Below are 23,363 nucleotides of genomic sequence, written 5' to 3'. Positions count from 1 at the left end.
CATGGAGCGGGTTCCGATCCTCAAGATCGGTGACATCCTCCTCGTCTCCATCCAGATCGACATGGAGGACCAAACCGCCCTGCAGCTGCAGGAGGACCTCGCCGATCGGATCGTGGCGACCGGCTGCCACGGCGTGGTCATCGACATCAGCGCGCTCGACATCGTCGACTCGTTCGTCGGCCGTACGCTCGCCTCGATCGCCTCGATCTCGAAGGTGCTCGACGCCGACACCGTGGTGGTGGGCATGCGTCCGGCCGTCGCGATCACGCTGGTCGAGCTGGGGCTGTCGCTGCCCGGCATCCGCACCGCCCTCAACGTCGAGCTCGGTATGGAGCTGCTGGCCCGGCAGCGCAGCGAGGACGTCGACGACCCGTTCGGTGAGGACGAGGACGACCCTGAGACGCCCGTGGTGCCCACACCGTGAGCGATCAGGCCCAGCGCATCGAGGTCGTCTCCGACCAGGACGTCGTTCGGGTCCGGCAGCTCGTCCGTACGCTCGCCGTCGCCGTGAAGCTGTCGCTGGTCGACCAGACGAAGCTGGTCACCGCGGCGAGTGAGCTGGCCCGCAACACCCTGGTCTACGGTGGGGGCGGCTCGGTCGAGGTCAGCTCGGTCGACAACGGCCGCCGTAAGGGCATCCGGATTGTTTTCGCCGACCAGGGACCGGGCATCGCAGATCTGGACCTGGCCTTCACCGACGGCTACACCACCGGCGGGGGCTTGGGGCTGGGTCTGAGCGGCGCCCGCCGGCTGGTCGACGAGTTCGACATCGTGACCGCAGTCGGCGAGGGTACGACCATTACCGTGACCAAGTGGTGCCGATGAGCGGAGGCGCGGTGGCGTCGCTACCCGAGGGGCTTCTCGACGGAGGAGTCTGGTTCCGGGTGGAGGCCGCCCCGACCGCCTCGTCCGTACGCCGGAACGCCGAACGCCTGGCCGTCGAGCTGGCGCTGCCCGAGCGCCGCATCGCCGATCTCTCGATCGTGGCCGCCGAGGCCGCCGGAAACCTGGCCAAGCACGCCGACCAGGGTGTGCTGCTGCTGCGCGCGGTCCGGGCGGCCGGGCAGGCCGGCGTCGAGATCGTCGCGCTCGACAGCGGGCCCGGCATGGCGGACCTGGCGCAGTCCTTCGGCGACGGGCACTCCACGGCGGGCACCCTGGGCATCGGGCTGGGGGCGATCTCGCGGCAGTCCACGTGGTGCGACATGCATTCCGTACCGGGGAAGGGCACCGTGCTCGCCGCTCAGGTCTGGCCCTCCGGCGTGCCCGCGGGGACGTGGGCGGCGGGACTGACCCGTCCGCTCACCGGGGAGCAGCTCAGCGGCGACGCGTACGCGGTCCGCGAGGCCGACGGCCGCCGTCAGGTGATGATGTGCGACGGGCTGGGACACGGCGGCCTGGCCGCGGCCGCCGCGCAGGAGGCGGTCCGCGCGTTCACGGACGCCCCGGCCGTTCCGCCCGCGGCCGTGCTCGAGATCCTGCACCGCAAGCTGAACCACACCCGGGGAGCGGCTGTGGCCGTCGCCGAGCTCGACGCCGACGAGGGCCTGGTCCGCTACGCCGGCCTCGGCAACATCACCGGCACCGTTCTCTCGACGGCCGGGCCGCGGCGGGGCATGGTCTCGCTGCCTGGGATCGCCGGTCACCAGCGGCGTCAGATCCGGGAGTACGACTACCCGATCACCCCGGACGCGATCGTGGTCCTGCACTCCGACGGGGTCGCCGACCGGTGGAAGGTGGCCGACTATCCCGGCCTGCTCACCCACTCGCCGCTGGTGATCGCGGCGACGGTGCTGCGCGACGCGGGGGTGCGCCGCGACGACGCCGGCGTTCTCGTGGCCCGGTTGCCATGACCGGCCCGCAGCCGCTGCTCACGATGCGCCTGCGCGTGGCCCAGGACGTGTTCCTGATCCGCCAGCTGGCCCGCGAGGTGGCCCGCGAGGTCGGCCTCGAGCAGCAGGACCAGACCCGCATCGCCACCGCCCTCAGCGAGGTGAGCCGGGTGGTGCTGGGTGGGTACACCGATGCCGAGGTGACGTTCGCGATCCGCCCGGACGGGGTATCCACGATCTTGCGGGTGTCGGTCGAGCGCCTGACGCTCGGGGCGGCCCGGCTCCGGGCGGAACTCGGACATGTCGGCCGCCTGGTGGACAAGATGGAGGTCGAGGACGGTGAGACCGGTACGGTCGTGTGGATGGCTCGACGTCTGTCGGCAAGCGCGCCGCGGTTGACCCCGGAACGGCTGGAGGAAATCCGCGCCGGGTTGTCCGCCCACGTGCCGGGCAGCCCGCTGGACGAGCTGAACGTCCAGAACCAGCAGCTCGTCACCGCGCTGAACGAGGTGCGGGCGCAACGCGACGAGCTGGCCCGGCTCAACGAGGAGCTCGAGGAGACCAACCGGGGCGTCATGGCGCTCTATCACCAGCTCTCCGAGGAGCTGGAGGAGACCAACCGCGGTGTCGTGGCGCTCTACGCCGAGCTCGACGAGAAGTCCGAGCAGCTCGCCGCGGCCAGCGAGGCCAAGAGCCGGTTCCTGGCCAACGTCAGCCACGAGCTGCGCGCGCCGGTGACCGCGATCATCGGGCTGAGCCGGCTGCTCGGCGACGAGTCGTCCGACCCGCTGACCACCGAGCAGCGGCGTCAGGTCGAGCTGATCCGCGGTTCCGCCAGCGACCTGCTGACGCTGGTCAACGACCTGCTCGACCTGGCCAAGGCCGAGGCGGGCCGGATCGAGCCGACCTGGGGGCAGGTCGACCTCAAGGCGATGTTCGGGCAGCTCAGGGGCACGCTGCGTCCGCTGGCGACCCGTGACGAGGTCACCTTCAGCGTCGACGAGCCGGCCGTGTCCTCGATCCGCTCCGACGAGGTGCTGCTGGCCCGGGTGCTGCGCAACCTGCTGACCAACGCGCTCAAGTTCACCGCCGAGGGCGAGGTCCGCCTGACGGTCCGCGCGATCGGTGACGACGTCGAGTTCGTCGTGTCCGACACCGGCTCCGGCATCGCCCCGGAGCTGCACGAGCGGATCTTCGAAGAGTTCTATCAGGTGCCGGGGAGCAAGGCGCTCAGCGGCAAGGGCACCGGCCTCGGGCTTCCGTACGCCCGCCGTCTGGCCGGTATCCTGGGTGGAGCCCTGCGGGTCGACTCCACTCCCGGCGAGGGGAGCACCTTCACACTGAGGCTGCCGTCGTCATGAAGAAAGAGATCGTCCTCGTCGTCGACGACAGCGCGACCAAGCGTTACCTGCTGGTCAGCTGGCTCACCCGCGCCGGTTACACGGTCCGGCAGGCCGAGACCGGTGGCGAGGCCCTGAGCCTGCTGCCGGGCTCCGACGTCGACCTGGTGGTGCTCGACGTCAAGCTGCCCGACATGAGCGGCTTCGACGTCTGCGAAAAGATCAAGACCGATCCCGCGTACGGGTCCTTGCCTGTGGTGCATGTGTCGGCGCACGCCGTCGACGTGGTCGACCGCACCCAGGGCCTCAACCGCGGCGCCGACGCGTACCTCGTGGAGCCGATCGAGCCCGACGAGCTGATCGCCACCGCCCAGGCCGTGCTGCGGTACTACTCCGCGCGCCGGCGGGCCGAGTCGCTGGCCGCGCGGATGGTCCGGCTTGCCGAGGCCACACTGGCCATCAACACCGCGGCTACCCTGCCCGACCTGCTCGAGGCGGCCGCTGCGGGCGCCATCGAGATCTTCGGCGGCCCGGCGGTGGTGCTGACCGAGGGCACGGACGGCGAGGGCATCGCCGCGGCGGGCTCACCTCCGGCCGTACGGGCGTGGGGCTTGCCGGAGGAAACGGTCGCTGTCGGATCTGTGGTGCGCAACGACGACGCCGCCAGGTGGGACGGTGTGCCGTGGCCCGAGGGCGAGTCGGTGGCGGTGGCCGCGGCCCGGCTGCGCAACGACCGCCCGCCGGTTTACGTGGCCGTGCCCGCGAGCAGCCAAAATCCGGGCTTTCCGGTGCTGCGGCAGCTCTCCCAGACGGTGGCGGCGGCGGTCGAGGCCCAGCGTTCCTACGACGAGGAACACCGGATCGCTGTCACCCTGCAGCGCAGCCTGCTGCAGTCGCGCCTGCCCGACGTGCCCGGCATCGAGCTGGCCATGCGTTACGAGCCGGCCGGCGCGCAGACCGAGGTGGGTGGCGACTTCTACGAGCTCACCATGCTCGACGGCCGGCTGCTGGTGGCCATCGGCGACGTGGCCGGGCACTCCCTGCACGCCGCCACGGTGATGGCCGAGGTGCGGCACGCCGTACGCGCGTACGCCGTCGAGGGGCACCCGCCGGGAACTGTGCTGACGCTCGTCAACAACTTCATGCGGGCCGTGCTGCCCACCGACTCGGCGACGATCTGCCTGATGACCCTCGAACCCGCGACGGGCCGGGTGCGGATGGCCAGCGCCGGTCACCTGCCACCGCTGCTGCACACCGCCGACGGCGTCCGGTTCGTCGAGCCGCACGGGCCGCTGCTCGGCATCAACGCGCCCCGCCCGGACGACCTCGAGTTCGTGCTGCCGCCGGACGGGACGCTCGTGCTCTACACCGACGGCCTGGTCGAGCGGCGCGACGCGGACATCGACGTGGGGCTGGCCGCGCTGGCCACCGCGGCCGCGACGGTCGAGCCCAGCCTGGACGCGTTCTGCCGGCGCCTGATGATGCAGCTCGGCGGCGCCGGGCAACAGGCCGATGACATCGCCGTGGTCGCCCTGCGCCGCCGATAGCCGACGACGCCTCAGGCGAGGTGCAGCACGTCCAGGACCCAGGACAGGACGAACGCCTCCTCGCGCCAGGAGTCGTAGCGTCCGCTGGGGCCGGAGTGGCCCGCGCCCATCTCGGTCTTGAGCAGGTAATCGCCGTCAGGGGCGACGGCACGCAGCCGCGCGACCCACTTGGCCGGCTCGTGATAGAGCACGCGGGTGTCGTTCAGGCCGGCCATGACGAGCAGCCGCGGATACTTCAGCTTCGCGACGTTCTCGTACGGGCTGTACCCCTTCATGTAGGCGTAGACCTCGGCCGACTCGAGCGGGTTGCCCCACTCCTCCCACTCCGTGACCGTCAGCGGCAGCGACGGGTCGAGGATGCTGGTCAGCGGGTCGACGAACGGCACCTCGGCCACGATGCCGGCGAACGCCTCGGGGGCCAGGTTGGCGACGGCGCCCATCAGCAGGCCGCCGGCCGACGCGCCCCGGGCCACCAGCAGCTCGGGCGTCGTCCAGCCGTCGCGGCTCAGCGACTGGGCACACGCCACGAAGTCGGTGAACGTGTTGCGCTTGGTGAGGATCTTGCCCTGCTCGTACCAGCGGCGGCCCATCTCGCCACCGCCGCGGATGTGGGCGATCGCGTAGACCACGCCACGGTCGAGCAGTGAGAGGCGGGCGACCGAGAAATACGGGTCGATGCTGGCCTCGTACGACCCGTAGCCGTACAGGAGCAGCGGCGCCGGGCCCCGTTCGCGGACACCCCGGCGCGCGACGATCGAAATCGGGACCCGGGTGCCGTCGGGGGCGGTCGCCCACTCGCGGAACTGCTCGTAATCGGCCGGGTCGTAACCGCCCAGCACCGGTTTCTGCTTGCGCAGCACCATCGAGCGGGTGGTCAGGTCGACGTCGAACACCGAGCTCGGCGTGATCATCGAGGTGTAGCCGATGCGGACGGTCGCCGTGTCGTACTCCGGGTTGCCGCTCAGGCCCACCGCGTACAGGGGCTCGGGGAACTCCATCTCGTACGAGTCGGTGCTGCCGTCGGTGATCACGCGCAGCCCGGTCAGCCCGTCACGCCGCTGCGAGATCACGATGTGCCGGGCGAACGCGTCGATCGACTCGAGGCGGGTGCCGGGCTCGTGCGGGATCAGCTCGACCCACTCGCCCGGCGCGTCGGCCGACGTCCACGACACCGCGAAGTCCTCGGCGCCGCGGTTGTGCAGGATGAGGAACCGGTGGCCGTGGTGCTCGATCGAATACTCCACGCCCTGCTCGCGGGGAGCGATCACGACCGGCTCGGACTCGGGCGCGTCGGCGGACAGGACGCGGACCTCGGAGGTGATCTTGCTGCCGGAGTCGATGACGATGAACTTCTCGCTGCGGGTCAGGCCCACCCCGACCCAGAAGCGCTCGTCCGCCTCCTCGTAGACGATCACGTCTTCGCTGCTGGGACGGCCGAGCTTGTGCCGCCAGATGCGGTGGGGGCGCCACGCCTCGTCGACGGTGACGTAGAACAGCGCGCTGCCGTCCGAGGACCAAGCCGTGCCGTACGACGTGTCGGGCACCTCGTCGGGGTAGAGCTCACCGGTGCGCAGATCCTTGATCCGGAGGGTGAAGCGCTCGTCGCCGGTGTGGTCGGTCGAGTAGGCCAGCAGGTTGCCGTCGACGCTGACGTCGAACGTGCCCAGGGCGAAGAAGTCGTGGCCGGCGGCGAGCTCGTTGCCGTCGAGGAGCACCTGCTCACCGGGCTGGTCGGTGGTGGACGGCGGGTCTGTCCGGCCGGGCTGGACGGCGACCCGGCAGTGGATGCCGTACTGCTTGCCCTCGACCGTGCGCGTGTAATACCAGTAGCCGCCCTTACGCGACGGCACGCTGAGGTCGGTCTCGAGCGTACGGCCCTTGATCTCGTTGAAGATCGTGTCGCGCAGGCCTGCCAGGTGGGCCGTCGCCGTCTCTGTCCACGTGTTCTCCGCCTCGAGATAGGCGGTGGTCCGCGGATCCTCCTTCTCTGCCAGCCACGCGTATTCGTCGGTCACGGTGTCGCCGTGGAAGGTGCGCTCGCTGGGCACCTGGGTGGCCGAGGGCGGGCTGTCCGGAGTCTGGATCGTCACCTGCCCTAGGTTACCGGTCCGGTTTCCCCGGCTTCCGGAGTTCTTGCGCCGGTCGACCGCGGTCATTCGAACACGTGTACGATATGCCAGAGTGGACGATCTTCGGAGCGTTCGATCAGCCGCCGTCGACGTTGGGGAATCGGGCTGTGTCATTGCCATCGCGAGATTCGGTGCTCAGCGCGCTGACAGACATCTGCGGCCCTGACTATGCGCGTGCCGCCCGGTCGATCGACGCGGTCGGCGGTCGCCGGGCCGGCCACGTCGCGGTGCCGGCCACGGCGCCCGCGGTGGCCGACATCCTGCGGCTGGTGGCCGACCTGGGCCTGAGCAGCCTTCCGCGGGGCAGCGGCTCCAAAATCGATTGGGGTACGCCTCGTCCCGGCGTCGACGTGCTCATCGACACCGGTCGGCTCAACGGCATGTGGAATCACGACGTCGAGCGCGGCACGGCCGAGGTTGCGACCGGCACTCCCGTACGCGCTCTTCAAGCGGCCCTGGCTCTGCAGGGCCAGCGGCTTCCGGTCGATCCGCCGTCGCGCACGGCCACGGTCGGCGGCATGCTCGCGGTCAACGAGTCGGGGCCGCTGCGCCACCGGTTCGGCACCCCGGCGGAATACGTGCGGAGCGTGACCTACGTGGACAGCCTCGGCCGCCCCGGCGAGTCCGACGGTGAGGACGGCCGTCCCGGACTGGCCGAGATCGACGGCGTGATCACCGCGGCCACGCTGCGTCTCGAGCCGTTGCCGCAGGCCCGCCGCTGGGTCGGCATCGCCGTGCCCACCCCGTCGCAACTCGGCAAGCTGGTCGGCGCGGCTGGTGAGTTCGAGCCCAGCGCGATCGAGACCGACCTGCCGGCCGGCGGTCAGGGCGGCACGCTGGCCGTGCTCTTCGAGGGCGCTGAGGCCGCGGCGGTCGAGCGGGCCGAGCGCCTGGCCGCCACGTGGGGCTCGGGCGCTGTGGTCACCCCGATCGCGCCGCCCTGGTGGGGTGTCTATCCGTTCCGCCGCGACGATGTCGCCCTGCGGCTCTCGGTCTCGGCGGCCGACCTGCACGCCGTGCTCTACGCGCTGGGCGACGTCGTGGGCGGGCCGGTGCCGGTGCGCGGCTCGGCCGGGTTGGGCACCGTGCACGCCGTGCTGCCGGGCACGCTGTCGCCACCGCGCCTCGCCGGCATCCTCGACAGCGTCCGCCACGTGCTGCTGGCCCGAAACGGCCGCGCAGCGATCGTCGCGGCGCCGCCCGAACTGGCCCACGAGGTCGAAATGGCGAACCGCACAGAGTTCTTCTGACGGCCCGGCCGGGACGCTGTCAGTGGAGGACCGCGTGGCGGTGTTCGGTCGCGGCGGGGTGGCGTCCGGGGACGGGCTCGCTGCCGACGGCGTACGTCAGGTAGGCGAAACGGCCGATCTGCGCCGTGCCGGTCAAAGCCAGGTGGCGAGCCGTCAGGTGGCGGGGCAGCAGGGGAGAGCCGCCGCCCAGCACGACCGGGGCAATGCCCAGGATGATCTCGTCGAGCAGGCCCTGGTCGACGAACTGGCCGACCAGGTCACCGCCGCCGACGAGCCAGACGTTCTTGCCCTTGGCCGCGACCAGCATCGCCTCGTGGACGCGCTTCACGTCGCCGCTGACCATGAAGACGTTGGCGTCGGGCACAAGCGGCAGCTCACGGTTGGCGAAAACCCAGCACGGGACGTCGCCGTACAGGTCGTGCCAGTTCTGCGGCTCGGCCAGCACGTTGTCGTTCTCGAGCACCCACTCGTAGGTGGTCGCGCCCATGGCGAACGCGCCGACGCCCGCGAAGAAGCCGCCGAACGGGTTCTCGTTGCCGCCGTCGACGTCGAAGAGCCACTCCAGCGAGTTGTTCTCGTCGGCGATGTAACCGTCGATGCTCGTCGCCGTGTAGTACTGAGTTTTCGCCATGACAAACACCATGCCATGAAATAAACGCAGAAAAGGGGCAAATACGAGGGCTCGATCGTGCTCACAGCCGCGCCGGTCAGACGTATGCCGGGGGCGGTCAGGCGTCGTTGCGGAGGACCAGGATGGCGATGTCGTCGCGCGGTTCCTCGACGGAGAAGTTGATCGTCGTGGAGCGCAGGCGGGCCGCCATCACCTCGGCCGGGTAGCCGGCCAGCGGGCCCGCGGCGTCGCGCAGACGGCCGGTGCCGAAGAGTTCGCGGCCGCGGCGGCGTTCGGTCACGCCGTCGGTGTAGAAGATCAGGGAATCGCCCGGCTGCAGCCGCACGTCGACGTCGGGGGACGTGATCGATTCGAGCAGGCCGAGCGCCGTGCCGCCCTCACCCACGAAGGACGTCTTGCCGTCCGCGTTGACCCGCACCGCCCGGTCGTGCCCGGCCAGATGCAGGCAGACGTCGAGCACCCCGTCGGGCGAGCGGGTCACCGAGGCCATGGCCAGCGTGCAGTAGCGCCCGCCACCTCGCTGCACCAGCGTCTTGTTGACCCGGCAGAGGATCTCGCCCATCGGCTTGCCGTCGTCGACCAGGATGCGGATCACGTCGCGGACAAGGCCCGTCACCGTGGCCGCCTGCACACCCTTGCCGGAGACGTCGCCGACGACCACGATCCAGCTGTCCGGCCCGGAGGGCACCACGTCGTAGAAGTCGCCGCCCACCTCCGAGCCGGTCGGCACGTACTCCGCGGCGAACCCCACCCCCTCGACCTTGGGCAGCGCCGGCGGCAGCAGGGAGGCCTGGAGCGTACGGGCGACCTTGTGCCTTTCGTCGTGAATGCGGGCGTTGTCGATGGCCAGGGCCGCCCGCCGGGCCACGTCCTCCAGCACGTTCACCTCGTCGGCGTCGTGCCGGATGCGGTGGTGGCGGCCGACGGCCAGGGTGCCGAGCCGGGTGCCGCGGGCGACCAGCGGCACCGCGAACCCCTCGGTCGGCGCCCCCAGCATCACCTGGGTGCCGAGGCGGGACGCTTCCTCGAGCCGGGTCAGGATCGAGTCGGGCCCGGTCTCGGCCAGGGTGTCGTGCAGCTGCGGCAGCGCGGACTCGTCGGCGTGCGTGACCGCGGCCAGTTGCAGCCGGCCCCACGCGTCGGTCGTGTGCACCGCACACCACTGGCCCAGCCGCGGCACCACCAGCTGCGGGATCAGCGCCATCGTGAGGTTGACGTCGAGCGACTGGGCGAGCAGTTCGCTGGCCTCGGCCAGGAACGTCAGCCACGTCTGCCGGCGCAGGTCGGTGCGGCGCAGCCGGTCGTTCTCCAGGTGCAGCGAGAAGCGTTCGGCGACCAGCGTGGCCAGCGGCTGGGCGAACCCGATGGGGGAGGCGTCGAGCTCGAGCTCGCCCGAGTACGGCCGCTGGACGCTCAGCGGCACCCGGATCGTGTCGGCGTCGTCGCGCGGCGCCCGGCCGTAGCGGGCCAGCAGCTGACGGCCGCCGCCGTCGCCCCGGTCGAGCCGGATCACCCCGCCCGCCGCGCCGGTCAGCCGGGCGAGCTGGGCCAGCAGGTCGGCGGCGAACTCGGCCATGCCTTCCTCGGACTGACGCTCGGGATTGACCTGCAGCAACATCGTGAGCGCGCCGACGCTGGGGGTGTCGTCCTCCACCGCGTTGGCGACGGCGGGCACCACCGCGGCGGGCCGGTCGGAGGGCGCTGCCTCGAGCCGGAACCACACGCCCTTGCCCGTGCCCTCGTGCACCGTGCCCCACCGGCTCGCGAAGTGGTCGACCAGCAGCAGGCCACGCCCGCGCTCGGCCACCTCGCCGATGTCCACGCTCTCGTTGCGGGGGCCGACAGCCAGCTGCTCGACCGGGCCCGGCGCGAAGTCGGTGACAGTCACCGTGAGCCCGGTGGTGTCGGCGCGGACCTCGATGTCGAGCTCGGTGTTGGCGTGGACCACCGCGTTGGTGGAAAGCTCGGTGGTCAGCAGCAGCGCCTCGTTGAGCAGGGACACCAGCCCCGCTTCCTCGAGGACCGAGCGCACCAGGGCGCGCGCAGCCGCCGGCGTACGCCGGTCGTTGGGCAGCCGGACGCGCCGGACGAGCCCACCCGCCGGGGTGTCCGAGATCGCATCGGCCTCCACTGACACGCCTGCATCCTCTCCTGTAGGTGGGCCCGTGCACAAAGTCGTCTCTCGCATTGACCCGGTCGGGCGAGAGAGGATAGGGGGCCCACGCCAGATGGACAGCGAGTGAGGACAGCATGACCACGGCCAAGGAAGCCAGCGTCGGCCTGCCCGACGACACTGCCGTGCTCGGTGAACTCGCCGAGGCCCTGCGGCGCGTTCGCCGTGGCGATCTCAAGGTGCGGCTGCCCCGCCGAAGCGGGACGGCCGGTGAGGTCGCCGATGCGTTCAACGAGGTGGTGTCGCTGCAGGAGCGGCAAAATCTCGACCTGCGCCGGATCAGCCGGATCGTCGGACGGGACGGCCGGCTCACCGAGCGTCTCGACGACGAGGGCCTCGACGGGTCGTGGGCGGACAGCGTTCGATCGGTGAACTCCCTGATCGACGACCTGGGCCGGCCCACCACGGAGATCTCCCGGGTCATCGTGGCGGTCGCCGAGGGTGACCTCTCTCAGCACATGGCGCTGGAAATGGACGGGCGTCCCCTCCGGGGTGAATTCCTGCGCATCGGCCGCACGGTGAACACGATGGTCGACCAGCTGTCGAGCTTCGCCGACGAGGTGACCCGGGTGGCCCGCGAGGTGGGCACCGAGGGTGAGCTGGGTGGGCAGGCCGACGTACGGGGTGTGGCCGGCACCTGGAAGGACCTGACCGACTCGGTCAACACGATGGCGTCCAACCTGACCCACCAGGTGCGATCCATCTCACAGGTCGCGACGGCGATGGCCCGGGGCGACCTGTCGCAAAAGATCACGGTTTCGGCCCGCGGCGAGGTCGCCGAGCTGGCCGACACCATGAACGGCGTGACCGACACGCTGCGGCTCTTCGCCGAGCAGGTCACCCGGGTGGCGCGCGAGGTGGGCACCGAGGGCAAGCTGGGCGGCCAGGCCGAGGTTCCCAACGTGGCGGGCACGTGGAAGGACCTCACCGACTCGGTGAACTCGATGGCCTCCAACCTGACGAGCCAGGTGCGCAACATCGCCCAGGTGTCGACGGCGGTGGCCAAGGGCGACCTGTCGCAAAAGATCACGGTGGCCGCGCAGGGCGAGATCCTGGAGCTCAAGGACACCGTGAACACGATGGTCGACCAGCTGTCGAGCTTCGCCGACGAGGTGACCCGGGTGGCCCGTGAGGTGGGCACCGAGGGCCGGCTGGGCGGTCAGGCCCAGGTGCGCGGCGTCTCGGGCACCTGGCGTGACCTGACCGAGAACGTGAACCAGCTCGCCGCCAACCTGACCGACCAGGTGCGCAACATCTCGCAGGTGTCGACGGCGGTGGCCAAGGGTGACCTGTCGCAAAAGATCACCGTTGACGCCCGGGGTGAGATCCTCGAGCTCAAGAGCACGATGAACACGATGGTCGATCAGCTGTCGAGCTTCGCCGACGAGGTGACCCGGGTGGCCCGCGAGGTGGGCTCGGAGGGCAAGCTGGGGGGTCAGGCGCAGGTCAAGGGCGTCTCCGGTACGTGGCGCGACCTGACCGACAACGTGAACTACATGGCGTCCAACCTGACGAGCCAGGTGCGCAACATCGCCTCCGTCACCACGGCCGTGGCGAAGGGTGACCTGTCGCAAAAGATCACCGTTGACGCCCGCGGCGAGATCCTGGAGCTGAAGTCGACCGTGAACACGATGGTCGACCAGCTGTCGAGCTTCGCCGACGAGGTGACCCGGGTGGCCCGCGAGGTGGGCACGGAGGGCAAGCTCGGCGGTCAGGCCCAGGTGCGGGGCGTGGCCGGCACGTGGCGCGACCTGACCGACAACGTGAACTCGATGGCCTCGAACCTCACCGGCCAGGTGCGCAACATCGCGCAGGTCTCGACGGCGGTGGCCAAGGGTGACCTGTCGCAAAAGATCACGGTCGACGCGCAGGGCGAGATCCTGGAGCTCAAGAACACCGTGAACACGATGGTCGACCAGCTGTCCAGCTTCGCCGACGAGGTGACGCGAGTTGCCCGCGAGGTGGGTTCCGAGGGCAAGCTCGGCGGCCAGGCCCAGGTGCGCGGTGTGGCCGGCACATGGCGCGACCTCACCGACAACGTGAACTACATGGCCTCCAACCTGACCGCCCAGGTGCGCAACATCGCCTCGGTGACCACGGCGGTGGCCAAGGGTGACCTGTCGCAAAAGATCACGGTCGACGCCCGCGGCGAGATCCTGGAGCTCAAGGACACCGTGAACACGATGGTCGACCAGCTCTCCAGCTTTGCCACCGAGGTCACCCGGGTCGGCCGCGAGGTCGGCGTCGAGGGCAAGCTCGGCGGTCAGGCCCAGGTCAAGGGCGTTTCCGGTACGTGGCAGGACCTCACCGACAACGTCAACCAGCTCGCCTCGACGCTGACGATCCAGCTGCGCGCGATCGCCGAGGTGTCCACGGCCGTGACCCGCGGCGACCTGACCCAGAGCATCGCCGTCGAGGCGCAGGGCGAGGTCGCCGAGCTGAAGGACAACATCAACCAGATGATCGTCACGCTGCGCGAGACGACCAAGGCCAACGCCGAGCAGGGCTGGCTCGACTCCAACCTGGCCCGCATCGGTGGCCTGCTGCAGGGCCAGCGTGATCTCGGCGAGGTCTGCCGCATGATCATGACCGAGGTGACGCCTCTGGTCGACGCCCAGCTCGGCGCGTTCTTCCTGGTCGACAACGAGCAGGCGGTCATGCGGCTGCGGCTGGCCGCCTCGTACGGCTACGTCGCCCGTAACCACGAGGTGACCTTCGGCCCCGGCGAGGGACTGGTCGGCCAGGCCGCGGTCTCGCGCCGCACGATCCGGGTGCGGGCCACCCACGACGGCATCCTGACGATGCGTTCGGGCCTCATGTCGATGCCGCCGAACGATTTGGTCGTGCTGCCGGTGCTGTTCGAGGGCGAGATGCTGGGCGTGATCGAGTTCGCGTCGGTGGCGGCGTTCTCGGGCCTGCACCTGACGTTCCTCGAGCGGCTCGTGTCGACGATCGGCGTCGCCCTCAACACCATCCAGGCCAACCGCCGTACGGAGGAACTGCTCTCGCAGTCGCAGCGTCTGGCTCGCGAGATGCAGGACCAGTCGGCCGAGCTGCAGCGCACCAACGCCGAACTGGAGGACAAGGCCCAGCTGCTCAGCGAGCAGAAGGCCAACATCGAGACCAAGAACCGCGAGATCGAGCAGGCCCGCCGCGGTCTGGAGGAGAAGGCGCAGCAGCTCAGCCGGGCCAGCGCGTACAAGTCGGAGTTCCTGGCCAACATGAGCCACGAGCTGCGCACCCCGCTGAACTCGCTGCTGCTGCTGGCCCGGCTGCTGGCCGACAACAACGATGCCAACCTGACCGAGAAGCAGATCGAGTTCGCCCGTACGATCCACAGCGCCGGCTCCGACCTGCTCTCGCTGATCGACGACATCCTCGACCTTGCCAAGATCGAGGCGGGCCGGATGGACGTCGAGCCCGACCAGGTCGACTTCGAGGGCGTCCGCAGCTACGTCGAGCAGGCGTTCGCGCCGCAGGCCAACGAGAAGAACCTGGAGTTCCGGGTCTGGCTGCAGCCGGGCCTGCCCGACTCGATCCTCACCGACCCGCAACGCCTCCAGCAGATCCTGCGCAACCTGCTCTCCAACGCGGTCAAGTTCACCGACAGCGGCTCGGTCACGCTGAGCATCTTCGGCGCCCCGCCCGAGACAGACTTCGACGTCCCGGCGCTGGCCGCGGCCCGTCAGGTGATCGCGTTCGCGGTGACCGACACCGGCATCGGGATCAGCGACGAGAAGCTGGCGATCATCTTCGAGCCGTTCCAGCAGGCCGACGGCACGACCACCCGCAAGTACGGCGGCACCGGCCTGGGCCTGTCGATCAGCCGCGACCTGGCCGCCCTGCTCGGCGGCACGATCGTGGTCTCGTCCCGCCCGGGCGAGGGCTCGACGTTCACGCTCTACATGCCGGACGCGCTCAGCGCCGAGGCCATCCCGCCGCTGAGCCTGCCCACGCTGCCGTCGACCACGGTGGTGGTGCAGCCCGCGCCGGCGCCGATCGACATGCCGCTCATGGAGTTGCCGGTGCTGCATCAGCGGGCCGAGCTGGAGGGCCACGTGGTGAGCCCGGCCGGCCGGCAGCTCGACGGCGCCACCGTGCTGATCGTCGACGACGACGTCCGTAACGTGTTCGCCCTGACCAGCGCGCTCGAGATGCACGGGCTGAACGTCCTGTACTCCGACAACGGGGTCGACGGCGTACGGCTGCTGGCCGAGCACCCCGAGGTCGACATCGTGCTGATGGACGCGATGATGCCCGACCAGGACGGGTACGAGACCACCCGGGGAATCCGGCGCAACCAGCGCTTCCAGGATCTACCGGTAGTCTTCCTCACGGCGAAGGCGATGCCCGGCGACCGGGAGTCGGCGCTCGCGGCCGGCGCCAGCGACTACATCACCAAGCCCGTCGATCTCGACGAGTTGATCGAGCTGATGGCCCGCTGGGTGAACGCCGACAAGACCACGGAGCGGGATCTGGGCTGAGGATCCACGGAGGGGAGCACAGTGGCGGAGCGCGCTAAGGCCCTGCTGGTCGACGACCGCAAGGACAACCTGCTCGCCCTGGAGGCCATCCTCCAGGGCCTGCCGGTGACGGCGGTGGCGGTGGAGAGCGGCGAGGCGGCCCTCAAACAGCTGCTCACCGACGATTTCGCGGTGATCCTGCTGGACGCGCAGATGCCCAACATGGACGGGTTCGAGACCGCCAGTCACATCAAGCGGCGAGAACGCACCCGGCACGTGCCGATCCTGTTCCTCACCGCCGCCGACCGTGATGCCCAGCTCGCTCTGCGGGGCTATGCGGTCGGCGCGGTGGATTACCTCACCAAGCCGTTCGACCCGTGGGTGCTGCGGGCCAAGGTCTCCATCTTCGTCGATCTGTGGAACAAGACGCAGCAGCTCAAGGCGCAGGCCGAGCAGACCCGCGAGCGTGACGCCCAGTGGCAGCGGCTCACCGACACGGTCGACGAGGCGGCCCGGGTGCTGCGTTCCGGCGGTGACGACGCCGCCGCCGAGGCGCTGGCCCTGCTCGAGAAGGCCCGTTGGGGAAACTGAGCCCTCAACCCGTCAGGCTGTGCTGCTGATCATGAGGGCGCTGCGCAGACCCGTGATGTCGAGCACGCGCAGCAGGAAGTCGCCGACGTTGGCCAGAGCCAGGACAGATCGGGCATGTTGGGCTTTGCGACTGAGCACAACGAGGGTGCCGAGACCCTGGGAATCGCAGAAGGTGACGCCGGCCATGTCCAGCATGATCCGGGCCGGAGGATCGCCCAGCACCTCGTTGACCAGCGTCGACAAGTTCGTCACGGTGAGCACGTCGATCTCCCCGGCGAGGTGGAAGATGACCTCGTCGGGTGCGTGCTCGACTGTGATCGACAGCTCGGGTCGCTCCACCCCGTCAGCCTATCGCCTGTACGCGTGTTCGGCCTGTTGGGCTCGGCCGTATCGGGGCGAAGCCGACATCCCCGGTTGTCGCTCCGGGCCATCCTCGGGTGACGTGAGGAACCCTCTTGAGATTCTTGACGGACCCCGCTGACACAATGGGAGTCGCTGTGACCACCTCATACCGCGCCGAGGGCCTCCCCTACCCGGAGGACGCCCCGGTCTCTCAGGCCCTGTTCGACCGTGCCAAGGCCATCGTGCCCGGCGGGGTCAATTCACCCGTGCGTGCGTTCCGAGCCGTCGGCGGCACGCCCCGGTTCATGGCGCGCGGCAAGGGCCCGTGGCTCACCGACGCCGACGGCCGGCGTTACGTCGACCTGGTCTGCTCGTGGGGCCCGCTCATCCACGGCCACGCGCACCCCGAGGTCATCGCGGCGATCCAGGCCGCCGCCGCCCACGGCACCAGCTTCGGCACCCCCACGGCGGGCGAGGTCGACCTGGCCGAGGAAATCGTCCGGCGCACCCCGGTCGACGAGGTCCGCCTGGTCAACTCGGGGACCGAGGCGACGATGACGGCGATCCGGCTGGCCCGGGGCTTCACCGGCCGTTCCAAGATCGTGAAGTTCGCCGGGTGCTATCACGGCCACGTCGACGCGCTGCTGGTCGCGGCCGGCTCCGGGGTCGCGACGCTGGGCCTGCCCGATTCGCCCGGCGTCACCGGCGCGGCGGCGAGCGAGACCATCGTGCTGCCCTACAACGACGTCGCCGCCGTCGAACAGGCCTTCCGCGAGCAGGGCAGCGACATCGCCGCGATCATCACCGAGGCCGCGGCCGGCAACATGGGCGTGATCCCGCCGCGCGACGGCTTCAACCAGCGGATCGCCGAGATCGCGCACGCAGCCGGCGCCCTGCTCGTCGTCGACGAGGTGATGACCGGTTTCCGTGTCTCGGCCGGTGGCTGGGCCGGGCTCGAGCCGGTCGGCGCCGACCTGTTCACCTTCGGCAAAGTGATGGGCGGCGGGCTGCCCGCGGCGGCGTTCGGCGGGCGGCGCGAGATCATGTCGAGGCTCGCGCCGGCCGGTCCGGTCTACCAAGCCGGCACGCTCTCGGGCAACCCGCTGGCATGTGCGGCTGGGCTCGCCTCGCTGCGGCTGGCCGACGACGCGACGTACAAGCGGCTCGACGAGCTCTCGGCCACCGTGGGCGCGCTCGCCTCCGATGCGCTGACCACCGAGGGCGTACCGCACCGGCTCTCGTTCGCGGGCAACATGTTCTCGATCTTCTTCACCGAGTCCGATGTGGTCGACTACGAGTCGGCCAAGACCCAGGACGCGGGCGCGTTCAAGGCGTTCTTCCACACCATGCTGGCGCGCGGCGTCTATCTGCCGCCGAGCGCCTTCGAGTCGTGGTTCGTCTCGACAGCGATCGACGAGGAAGCGCTCGAGCAGATCGCCGCCGCGCTGCCCCATGCGGCGCGGGCGGCAGCGGGGGGAGCATCACAGGTATGACCGACGGCACCGGAACGAGCGAAGCGATTGCAGGGCCAGGAGGGCATGCCCGTCAGACTCGGGGCGAGCCGACCAGGACCACGGTGCACGTGCTGCGGCACGGCGAGGTCTTCAACCCCAACAAGATCCTGTACGGCCGGTTGCCCGACTTCCACCTGTCGGAGCTCGGCGTGCAGATGGCCAAGGCGGCCGCCGAGGTGCTGTCCGATCGCGACATCACGCACGTCGTGGCCAGCCCGCTCGACCGTGCGCAGGAAACCGCCGTCCCGATCGCGGCGGAGTTCGAGCTCGACATCGCCACCGACTCGCGGCTGATCGAGAGCGCCAACTACTTCGAGGGCAAAAAGGTGTCGGTCGGCGACGGCGCGCTCACCAACCCCCGGCACTGGTGGGTGCTGCGCGATCCGATCACCCCGTCCTGGGGCGAGGCCTACCTGGTCATCGCGCAGCGCATGTTCGCCGCAGTGCAGGCCGCCAGGGTCGCCGCCGAGGGGCACGAGGCCGTCTGCGTCTCGCATCAACTGCCGATCTGGACGCTGAGGCGATATATAGAGAAGAAGCGCCTCTGGCACGACCCGCGCCGCCGGCAGTGCGGCCTGGCCAGCCTCACCTCGTTCCGTTTCGAGGACTCGAAGGTCGTCGGAATCGACTACTCCGAGCCCGCCGCCCACCTCGTGGCCCTCTCCGCGACGGCCAAGACCGCCAAGGGAGCTTGACCATGCGCCGCCTCACCGCAGTCCTGGCCACCGCCGCCGTCACGGCCGGTGTCCTCGGCGGCTGCGGGGGCGAGACGTGGACCGACAAGTGCACCACGGCCGCCGGTGTGGTGGAGTGCGCGCCCGACCAGCGCACACAGGTCAAGCCGGTCAGCGGCGAACTGCTCGACGGCGGCGCGTACAACCTGAGCCAGGACCGCGGCAAGGTCGTGGTGGTCAATTTCTGGGGCTCGTGGTGTGCGCCCTGCCGGGCGGAGGCCGACGACCTCGAGAACACGTTCCAGGCCACCAAGGACAAGGGCGTCACGTTCCTCGGGGTCAACTCCCGCGACGACAAGGACGCCGCCCGCGAGTTCGAGCGTGGCCGGGTGACGTACCCGAGCCTCTACGACTTCGAGGGCAAGGTCGGCCTGCAGTTCGACGTGACCAACACGGCCATGCCGTCCACGCTGATCATCGACCGGCAGGGACGTATCGCCGTCGCGATCCGCCAGGCCACCACCGAGACCCAGCTCCGGCCGCTGGTGGAAAAGGTGGCCGCGGAGGGCACGGGCTGATGGGCGAGAGCTTCGCCGGGATAGCCGGCACCGGCCCGTTGCTGCTGGCGATCGGGGTCGCCGCGCTGGCCGGCCTGGTCAGCATCCTGTCGCCGTGTGTGCTGCCGCTGCTGCCGGGCTATCTCTCCTACGTCACCGGGCTGGCCGGCTCCGACCTCGACGACCGTCCCGAACAGCCGCAGTCGTCGGCGGGTGGCGGCGTACAGACCCTCACCCGGCCGCGGCTGGCCGGCAAGGGCCGGGTGCTCGCCGGCACCAGCCTGTTCGTGCTCGGCTTCACGGTCGTCTTCACGCTGCTCACGACGGCCGTGGCCAACCTGACCTTCCTCGTACGCCATACCGACGTGCTCAACATGGTGCTCGGTGTCCTGATCATCGGGCTGGGCGTGGCGTACCTGGGCTGGATCCCGGGACTGCAGCGCGAGGCCCGGATCACCCGGCTCCCGGCCGCGGGCCTGCTCGGCGCGCCGGTCTTCGGGGCGATCTTCGCGTTCTCGTGGATCCCGTGTGTGGGCCCGACCCTGGGCGCGGTCATGCTGCTCGCCTCGACGACCGGGCAGACCGACCGGGCGGTGATCCTAGCGGTGGCGTACAGCTTGGGTCTGGGTCTTCCGTTCGTGCTCTTCGGCCTGTTCTTCCGCAAGCTGCTCGGGGTCTTCCGCGCGGTCCGCCGCAACAGCCGCTGGGTCACCCGGGTCGGCGGGGTGCTGCTCATCCTGGTCGGGCTGGCGCTGGTCACGGGCGGGTGGGACCACTTCATGGTGTGGCTCAAGGTCACCTTCAACTTCGGGGAGACCCTGCTGTGACCGTCACCGAGCAGCGCGAGGCGCCCGCGTCGGCGCCGCCGCCCCGCAGGCCCAACCGGCTGTGGGCGCTGCTGCGCAACTCGTGGCGGCAACTGACCAGCATGCGTACGGCGTTGGTCCTGCTCTTCCTGCTGGCCGTCGCGGCCATCCCGGGCTCGGTCTTCCCGCAGCGCTCGGTCAACGCGGAAAAGGTCACGCAGTACTACCAGGCGCACCCCGACCTGGCCCCCTGGGTCGACCGGCTGGGCGGTTTCGCGGTCTACGCCTCGCCCTGGTTCGCCTCGATCTATCTGCTGTTGTTCACGTCGCTGATCGGTTGCGTCCTGCCGCGGCTGGCCGATCACGTACGCGCTCTGCGCCAGGCCCCGCCCGACGCGCCCAAGCGGCTCGAACGGCTGCCGCAGAGCACCGAGCCGTGGTCGCGCCCCGGCGGGCCGGCCGAGGTGGCCGAGGGCATCGCTGCCGGTCTGCGCCGCCGCCGGTTCCGCACCAAGCTGCGCGAGCGCGCTGACGGCAGTTACACGGTGTCGGCCGAGAAGGGCTACCTCAAGGAAACCGGCAACCTGCTGTTCCACACCGCGCTGCTGGCCGTGCTGATCGGCGTCGGCTTCGGGCACTGGTACGGCTGGCACGCCAACCGCATCCTGATCGCCGGCAACGAACTCGGCTTCTGCAACACGCTCACCCAGTACGACGATTCCTCGCTCGGCCCCCGTGTGCGACCGGCCGACCTGCCCAGCTTTTGCCTGCGGCTGAGCGACTTCGACGCGTCGTTCCAGGACACCGGCCAGCCCAAGAGCTTCTCGGCGACGGTGCAGGTCAGCCAGGGCGACAGCCCGTACGAGACCCGCAAGTTCACGGTCAACGACCCGCTACGGCTCGACGGCGCGAACGTCTATCTGCTCGGCCACGGTTACGCGCCGGTTCTCAAGTACACCGACCGGTTCGGCGTCTCGCAGACCAAGGTGGTGCCGTTCCTGCCCATCGACGGCATGCAGACCAGCGAGGGTGTCGCGCAGTTCCCCGACGTCAACATCGACCCCGAGACCGACAAGCGCGACCCGACGCTGCAGATGGGCTTCGAGGGGTTGTTCCTGCCCACCGCCCCGACCGACGGCACCGCGCGGTCGATCTTCCCGGCCGCGAACAACCCGATGCTCTACCTCAGCGCGTACCGCGGCGACCTCGGGCTCGACGTCGGCACCCCCGGCTCGGTCTACTCGCTCAACCAGGCGCAGATCGCGAGCGGCGACCTCAAGAAGGTCAGCGACTCCAGGCCGTACGCGCTGAAACTGGGCGACACGTGGACGCTCGACGACGGCACCAAGCTGGAGTTCGTCGGCACCCGCCCGTTCGCCACGCTCTCGATCCGGCACGACCCGACGCAGACGCTCGCCCTGGCCGGCGCGGTGCTCGGGCTGCTCGGCCTGATGCTCTCGCTGAGCGGCCGCCGCCGCCGGGTGTGGTTCACCGTGCGGCCGAGTGCCGACCTGCCAGGTTCGCCCGCTGCCTCTGGCGGTACTTTGGTGACGGCCGGTGGCCTGCCCCGCACCGACTACCCCGGTTTCGAAGACGAGTTCAAGGCTCTGGTGAAGGCCGCCGAGGAAGGGACGCCCTGATGGCGGAGTTGTCGAATCAGCTGATGGCGGCGGCCGTGCTGCTCTATCTGGCGGCGATGGTGGCCTACGCCGGGGAGTACGCGTTCGGCAAGCGCAGCCGTGTCGGCCGCGCCGCCGCCCGCCCGGCCAAGCAGCTGGTGGGCGCGGGCGCCCCCGTGGAGCCCCCGGTGGCGGACGACGTCACTCCCGCACCCGTGCGGCGCGACCGCGGCGAGCTGGTCGGCAAGGTCGCGGTCGGCCTCAACGTCGTCGCCGTGCTGCTGCACCTCGGCGGCCTGGTCACCCGCGGTGTCGCGGCCGACCGGATGCCGTGGGGCAACATGTACGAGTACATCCTGGCCACCACGTTCATCGCCTCGGCGGTGTGGATCGGCATCGTGCTCGCCCGCCCGGCCGTGCGGCACCTGGGCCTGTTCGCCGCGCTGGCGCTCGTGGTCATGCTCGGGGCGGCCAGCATGATCGCCTACACCCCGGTCGGCCCGCTGGTCCCGGCCCTGAAGTCGTACTGGTTCATCATCCACGTGTCGACGATCATCATCGGCACCGGCATCTTCCTGGTCGGCGCCGTGCCGGCCGCGATGTTCCTGATCCGCGACGGCTACGACAACGGCAAGCGCAGCTTCCCGTACACGCTGGGCAAGAACGTGCCCGAGGCGGGAGCGCTCGAGCGGCTGACGTTCCGCCTGCACGCGTTCGCGTTCCCGCTGTTCACCTTCGGCGCGCTGATCGCGGGTCCGATCTGGGCCGAGGCGTCGTGGGGGCGTTACTGGGGCTGGGACCCCAAGGAGGTCTGGGCGTTCATCTCCTGGATCGTCTACGCCGGTTACCTGCACGCCCGGGCCACGCCGAGCGTCAAGCGCACGGTGGCGACCTGGATCGCGCTGCTCGGCTTCGTGACCATGCTGATGAACCTGTTCGGCATCAACCTGTTCTTCGAGGGCCTGCACTCGTACGCGAACGCCGGCTAACCGCGGCCGCAGTTCCCGGCCGTCCACGTGTCGTAACGGGTCAGCCAGTCGAGGCAGAACCCGCCGCTGAGCTCGCGGCGGGACGGGTCGGAGCCGGTCAGCGTGGGCACGTCGTCGCGCCAGAAGCGTGCCTGCCCGCCGCCACCCGGCTGCAGTCGTACGTTGTCGACGGTCACCGGGGGCACGTCGATGCGGCCGGGCCGTCCCGAGTCCACGTGCACCTCGACGTACTGCTCGATCGTCGCGGCCAGGCCCAGCGGCAGGCGCTGGGCGGTGAGCAGGTTCCACCGGTTGCCCCACCACAGCCACGCGCTCCACACCCCGTCGGAGTCGGCGTGCAGGTCGAGCCACACCTTGTCGCCGGGCCGCAGTGTGTACTGGTCGTAGAACTGCCAGGTCTTGGTGTTGGTGTTGAACGTGTAGATCTTCTGCCGGCCGGGGCCGGCCCAACCGGTCTCGGCCCAGCCCGCCTCGAGCCAGGCGATGACGCCGCGGCCCAGGTTGCGCTTGACCATGAACCGGCCGGCGACGAAGTCGTAGGAGCGGGGGCGGATCGAGCCGTCGACCACCGACATCCGGCCGGAGACGCCGGCCCACTCGCCGCCGGTGTTGGCGCCGAGGTGGTGGTAGCCGCTCGGGGTGAAGCCGGGCTCGCCGCGACGCGCGATCCTGACGCCGGACTCAAGGATGTGACCTGTGGCACGGCAGGCCCCGGCGCTCTTCGGGCCGGCCGGCTGACTGGGAGGACGCGTGGACTTTCCCGATGCCGGGCAGGCGGGCAGGGCCGGCTTGCCAACCGCGGGGTTTGTCCCGGCCAGGGCGGCGACGAGCCCCGCCAGCGCGCACCACAGCGCCACGTTACGGATCTTCACCTGCACCTCGCCCGAGTTCAGTTCGACAATCGCC

At 70.3% G+C, this 23,363-nt stretch carries 19 protein-coding genes; 14 read left to right on the top strand and 5 right to left on the bottom strand.

All coding sequences use genetic code 11. The features are described 5' to 3' along the window. The first annotated feature begins 1 nt into the window (after position 1). The 5 genes from C8E87_RS14710 to C8E87_RS14690 are packed head-to-tail and all read left to right on the top strand — an operon-like array spanning position 2 to position 4,719. Entirely contained in the window at positions 2-424 is a 423-nt protein-coding gene (locus C8E87_RS14710) for an STAS domain-containing protein (RefSeq protein WP_133873628.1), read from the top strand. Beyond that, complete coding sequence (locus C8E87_RS14705) at positions 421-825, top strand: anti-sigma regulatory factor (protein ID WP_133873627.1); 405 nt, start codon at positions 421-423, stop codon at positions 823-825. The genes C8E87_RS14710 and C8E87_RS14705 overlap by 4 nt, the downstream gene beginning before the upstream one ends. Next, the gene (locus C8E87_RS14700) at positions 822-1,853 is read left to right on the top strand and encodes an ATP-binding SpoIIE family protein phosphatase (RefSeq protein WP_133873626.1); all 1,032 of its coding nucleotides are present in this window, start codon (positions 822-824) and stop codon (positions 1,851-1,853) included. Before C8E87_RS14705 ends, C8E87_RS14700 begins: the two co-directional genes overlap by 4 nt. Then, positions 1,850-3,193: a sensor histidine kinase gene (locus tag C8E87_RS14695; protein ID WP_133873625.1), complete on the top strand. Its 1,344-nt coding sequence runs from the start codon at positions 1,850-1,852 to the stop codon at positions 3,191-3,193. The genes C8E87_RS14700 and C8E87_RS14695 overlap by 4 nt, the downstream gene beginning before the upstream one ends. Further along, positions 3,190-4,719, top strand: a complete 1,530-nt coding sequence (locus tag C8E87_RS14690; protein ID WP_133873624.1) for a SpoIIE family protein phosphatase — start codon at positions 3,190-3,192, stop codon at positions 4,717-4,719. The genes C8E87_RS14695 and C8E87_RS14690 overlap by 4 nt, the downstream gene beginning before the upstream one ends. A gap of 11 nt (positions 4,720-4,730) precedes the next feature. Here the strand turns inward: C8E87_RS14690 and C8E87_RS14685 are convergent, their stop codons facing one another. Next, positions 4,731-6,809: a S9 family peptidase gene (locus C8E87_RS14685; protein WP_133873623.1), complete on the bottom strand. Its 2,079-nt coding sequence runs from the start codon at positions 6,807-6,809 to the stop codon at positions 4,731-4,733. Positions 6,810-6,979: 170 nt separating this feature from the next. On the opposite strand from C8E87_RS14685, the gene C8E87_RS14680 reads away from it, so the two are divergent. Beyond that, positions 6,980-8,098: an FAD-binding oxidoreductase gene (locus C8E87_RS14680; RefSeq protein WP_239080360.1), complete on the top strand. Its 1,119-nt coding sequence runs from the start codon at positions 6,980-6,982 to the stop codon at positions 8,096-8,098. Between the two features lie 19 nt (positions 8,099-8,117). Here C8E87_RS14680 and C8E87_RS14675 read toward each other — a convergent pair whose 3' ends face one another. Together C8E87_RS14675 and C8E87_RS14670 are read right to left on the bottom strand one after the other, a co-directional pair. Continuing rightward, positions 8,118-8,729, bottom strand: coding sequence for a dihydrofolate reductase family protein (locus tag C8E87_RS14675; protein WP_166661166.1), 612 nt, complete (start codon positions 8,727-8,729; stop codon positions 8,118-8,120). Positions 8,730-8,826: 97 nt separating this feature from the next. Next, entirely contained in the window at positions 8,827-10,866 is a 2,040-nt protein-coding gene (locus C8E87_RS14670) for a SpoIIE family protein phosphatase (RefSeq protein ID WP_239080361.1), read from the bottom strand. A 113-nt stretch (positions 10,867-10,979) separates the two neighbouring features. Here C8E87_RS14670 and C8E87_RS14665 point away from each other — a divergent pair, with 113 nt between their 5' ends. Continuing rightward, entirely contained in the window at positions 10,980-15,386 is a 4,407-nt protein-coding gene (locus C8E87_RS14665; RefSeq protein WP_133873619.1) for a HAMP domain-containing protein, read from the top strand. A gap of 21 nt (positions 15,387-15,407) precedes the next feature. Further along, a complete protein-coding gene (locus C8E87_RS14660; protein WP_133873618.1) occupies positions 15,408-15,956 on the top strand; it encodes a response regulator in 549 nt (182 codons plus the stop codon). Positions 15,957-15,968: 12 nt separating this feature from the next. On the opposite strand, the gene C8E87_RS14655 is transcribed toward C8E87_RS14660, so the two are convergent. Continuing rightward, positions 15,969-16,295 (bottom strand): STAS domain-containing protein, encoded by a 327-nt coding sequence (locus C8E87_RS14655; RefSeq protein WP_133873617.1) that lies wholly within the window; start codon positions 16,293-16,295, stop codon positions 15,969-15,971. A gap of 146 nt (positions 16,296-16,441) precedes the next feature. Here C8E87_RS14655 and hemL point away from each other — a divergent pair, with 146 nt between their 5' ends. The 6 genes from hemL (at position 16,442) to ccsB (ending at position 22,457) form a co-directional block, all read left to right on the top strand. After that, the gene (gene hemL, locus C8E87_RS14650) at positions 16,442-17,791 is read left to right on the top strand and encodes a glutamate-1-semialdehyde 2,1-aminomutase (RefSeq protein ID WP_133873616.1); all 1,350 of its coding nucleotides are present in this window, start codon (positions 16,442-16,444) and stop codon (positions 17,789-17,791) included. Between the two features lie 83 nt (positions 17,792-17,874). Continuing rightward, complete coding sequence (locus C8E87_RS14645) at positions 17,875-18,507, top strand: histidine phosphatase family protein (RefSeq protein WP_239080366.1); 633 nt, start codon at positions 17,875-17,877, stop codon at positions 18,505-18,507. Further along, the gene (locus C8E87_RS14640; protein WP_133873614.1) at positions 18,504-19,064 is read left to right on the top strand and encodes a TlpA disulfide reductase family protein; all 561 of its coding nucleotides are present in this window, start codon (positions 18,504-18,506) and stop codon (positions 19,062-19,064) included. Before C8E87_RS14645 ends, C8E87_RS14640 begins: the two co-directional genes overlap by 4 nt. Continuing rightward, positions 19,064-19,870 carry a cytochrome c biogenesis CcdA family protein gene (locus tag C8E87_RS14635; protein ID WP_133873613.1) on the top strand — a complete coding sequence of 269 codons (807 nt, stop codon included), beginning with the start codon at positions 19,064-19,066 and terminating at the stop codon, positions 19,868-19,870. The genes C8E87_RS14640 and C8E87_RS14635 overlap by 1 nt, the downstream gene beginning before the upstream one ends. Further along, the gene (gene resB / locus C8E87_RS14630; protein ID WP_133873612.1) at positions 19,867-21,489 is read left to right on the top strand and encodes a cytochrome c biogenesis protein ResB; all 1,623 of its coding nucleotides are present in this window, start codon (positions 19,867-19,869) and stop codon (positions 21,487-21,489) included. Before C8E87_RS14635 ends, resB begins: the two co-directional genes overlap by 4 nt. After that, the gene (ccsB, locus tag C8E87_RS14625; protein WP_133873611.1) at positions 21,489-22,457 is read left to right on the top strand and encodes a c-type cytochrome biogenesis protein CcsB; all 969 of its coding nucleotides are present in this window, start codon (positions 21,489-21,491) and stop codon (positions 22,455-22,457) included. The genes resB and ccsB overlap by 1 nt, the downstream gene beginning before the upstream one ends. Here ccsB and C8E87_RS14620 read toward each other — a convergent pair. After that, on the bottom strand, positions 22,454-23,329 hold the full coding sequence (locus C8E87_RS14620) for a hypothetical protein (protein WP_133873610.1): 876 nt from the start codon (positions 23,327-23,329) through the stop codon (positions 22,454-22,456). The genes ccsB and C8E87_RS14620 overlap by 4 nt on opposite strands. Positions 23,330-23,363: the final 34 nt, after the last annotated feature.

Source organism: Paractinoplanes brasiliensis, assembly GCF_004362215.1.
GTDB classification, from domain to species: domain Bacteria; phylum Actinomycetota; class Actinomycetes; order Mycobacteriales; family Micromonosporaceae; genus Actinoplanes; species Actinoplanes brasiliensis.
Note: the sequence above shows the minus strand (reverse complement) of the source record. Positions and strands in the feature narration are given on the sequence as shown.

Bases quoted from the DNA above. Each gene is read 5' to 3' on its own strand.
- hemL (WP_133873616.1), top strand. From the start codon at position 16,442: ATGGGAGTCGCTGTGACCACCTCATACCGCGCCGAGGGCCTCCCCTAC.
- ccsB (WP_133873611.1), top strand. From the start codon at position 21,489: ATGGCGGAGTTGTCGAATCAGCTGATGGCGGCGGCCGTGCTGCTCTAT.
- C8E87_RS14675 (WP_166661166.1), bottom strand. From the start codon at position 8,729: ATGGCGAAAACTCAGTACTACACGGCGACGAGCATCGACGGTTACATC.
- C8E87_RS14695 (WP_133873625.1), top strand. From the start codon at position 1,850: ATGACCGGCCCGCAGCCGCTGCTCACGATGCGCCTGCGCGTGGCCCAG.
- C8E87_RS14635 (WP_133873613.1), top strand. From the start codon at position 19,064: ATGGGCGAGAGCTTCGCCGGGATAGCCGGCACCGGCCCGTTGCTGCTG.
- C8E87_RS14665 (WP_133873619.1), top strand. From the start codon at position 10,980: ATGACCACGGCCAAGGAAGCCAGCGTCGGCCTGCCCGACGACACTGCC.
- C8E87_RS14700 (WP_133873626.1), top strand. From the start codon at position 822: ATGAGCGGAGGCGCGGTGGCGTCGCTACCCGAGGGGCTTCTCGACGGA.
- C8E87_RS14710 (WP_133873628.1), top strand. From the start codon at position 2: ATGGAGCGGGTTCCGATCCTCAAGATCGGTGACATCCTCCTCGTCTCC.
- C8E87_RS14690 (WP_133873624.1), top strand. From the start codon at position 3,190: ATGAAGAAAGAGATCGTCCTCGTCGTCGACGACAGCGCGACCAAGCGT.